Origin of the sequence: Methanobrevibacter sp., assembly GCF_045636185.1 — an archaeon.
Taxonomy (GTDB): domain Archaea; phylum Methanobacteriota; class Methanobacteria; order Methanobacteriales; family Methanobacteriaceae; genus Methanocatella.
In genome coordinates this window covers 1-2309 of the sequence record NZ_JAZTXC010000189.1, presented here as the reverse complement: position 1 = coordinate 2309, position 2309 = coordinate 1, and the positions used below count along the sequence as shown (strand labels likewise).

The 2309-nt window shown below is 34.5% G+C and carries 2 protein-coding genes and 1 pseudogene; 2 read left to right on the top strand and 1 reads right to left on the bottom strand.

Features of this window, described 5'->3' with window-relative positions; translation table 11 throughout:
* Positions 1–105 (top strand): annotated as a pseudogene (locus tag ACKI3Q_RS10455) (acetolactate synthase small subunit); the annotation flags it as partial.
* Positions 106–203: 98 nt separating this feature from the next.
* Here ACKI3Q_RS10455 and ACKI3Q_RS10450 read toward each other — a convergent pair.
* A complete protein-coding gene (locus ACKI3Q_RS10450; RefSeq protein WP_407416529.1) occupies positions 204–1601 on the bottom strand; it encodes an MATE family efflux transporter in 1398 nt (465 codons plus the stop codon).
* 367 nt (positions 1602–1968) lie between these two features.
* Here ACKI3Q_RS10450 and ACKI3Q_RS10445 point away from each other — a divergent pair.
* On the top strand, positions 1969–2309 hold a 341-nt coding region (locus ACKI3Q_RS10445), incomplete at its 3' end, for an NAD(P)-binding domain-containing protein (protein WP_407416528.1).

Sequence of the window (2309 nt, the reverse complement as noted above, 5' to 3'; positions counted from 1 at the left end):
GGCAATCCTGAAAAGATCGATTCATTTTTAAGATTGCTTAAACCATTTGGAATTAAGAAAATAGCTCGTACTGGACCTACTGCTATAGCAAGAGGTCATCATTAGTTAAGGGTATTTCTCTTAACTACTTTTTTTATTTTTTCTTTCAATCTATTTTTAATATTTTTAAGCCATTTTCAATTTTTTTTAAGACTATTTTTTAATCATGTTTCTATGCCACCGTACATATCTTCGCATATTGCTTTGAACTTGTGGATAAAGAATTTAGCCCAGATGTATCCAACAGTTCCTCCTACGAAACATCCGAATACGACTCCTGCATATATTCCAATAAGTCCCCATCCAAATGTGAAACAGAATATGTAAGCGAATATGGATTCAGCTATAAGGGATCTAAGCACGGTAATGATAAATGAGTATATTCCTTTTCCCACTCCTTGAAACATCATTGAAGACATTATACCATGAGGTATTGCAAGCACAAAGAGGCTTAAAACACTTATTGCAGTAGCTATCTCTGGTTCAAGGGCTGCACTTGCGGAAGTGTAACTGAAAGCCATTGCAATTTGATTGGAGAATATCACCATAATTGCCCCAAGTACAATTGAGATGGCAAATCCTATTTTGATTGCATAGCTATGTCCTATCTTCAGGTTTTCATAATTGTGTGCACCATAAGCCACTCCAGCTACTGTAAGGACAGCTGTTCCAATACCTATCAATGGAATCATGGTTAATTGCACAATTCTCATTGATGCAGTATAAACCGCCACAGCGCTTGTTCCAGCTACAATCACAAGCATTGAATTGATTATGATTGCAAGTGCTGAAAAGATCACGTTTTCAAGTGTGGATGGAATTGCAACTTGAAGGGAATCTAAAATGATTTTGGTGCTGAACTTAAAGTTTTTAGGGCTTAAATCAAGAAACAGGTCTTTTTTACCCCATATCCAATAGCTCATAACAAGTATTGACATTGTACATGATATGATGGTTGCCCATGCAGCTCCGGTTATTCCAAGATTTAAGTAGTAAATGAATATTGGGTCAAGTATCATGTTCAATATAGCTGTTACAGCTATTGCTATGGTTGCTCTTCTCATATCACCTTCGGATCTGAATATTGCAGATTCCACTCCGGAGAAAACGAATATGAAAAGGAATCCAAATATGATGTATCCATAATCAAGAGCATATTTAATTGAATCTCCTGCTCCCATAAGTTCAAGAATAGGCACCATTGCACCAATCATGACGAATGTGAAGATAGCACTTACAATAACAGAAAGCAAGATTGCATGAAGGCCAGCATTGTTTGCCTGGGAGAAGTCATCTGCACCAATGTAACGTGCAATAAGTGAATTGGCACCTGCTCCTATACCGTTTCCAAGTCCTACAAGGATGGTAAATAAAGGAGTGATGAATCCAATTGCAGCTAATGCATCTGCACCGAGACCAGCTACCCAAATACTGTCTGCAAGGTTATACATCATGATCAAAAGCATGGAAACCATCATAGGGACACTAAGCTTTCTAATAGCTCTTTTTGGATCTCCTGTAATAACTTCAATGTTTGCATTCTTTTCTTTGTTTTCGCTCATTACTCATTTTCCCCTTTAATTGAAAATCAGTTAATTGTGATATTTTTATTTATTTTTTATTTTAATATATTTTTTAATTATACTATTTTCATATATAAATGTTGCATTTTCGCTTTGAACGTATTAATTAAGTTATATTTTTGTCAATAATGCAGCTGATATTTTTTAAAATCCATCAAATTTGAGATATAGATAAGTTTTATAAACTATTAAGTTAAATATATAAACATTATATTTAATACTGAAATTAGTAATTTTCATTCAGTGAGAAAAGTATCACTAACTAATTTGTCTATTGAATATATTCATTAGCCATTGGCTAAATTAAATTTACAAAATTATTAAAAAACTAAAAGGAGTTATAAAGATGAAAATGTATTATGATGACGATGTTGACGCAGAAGTCGTTGCAGACAAAACCATTGCTGTAATCGGATACGGAAGTCAAGGACGTGGTCAATCTAGAAACATGGCTGACAGTGGATTAAATGTAATTGTTGGTCTTAGAGAAGGAGGTTCATCCTGGCAAAAAGCTGTTGATGATGGAATGAATGTAAAAACTATTGAAGAAGCTGCAGAAGCTGCAGACATTATCCACATCTTGTTACCTGATGAAACCCAAGAAAAAGTTTACAAAGAACAAATCGCTCCTTATGTTGAAGCTGGAAACACTATTTCATTCTCTCACGGTTACAACATTCACTTTGG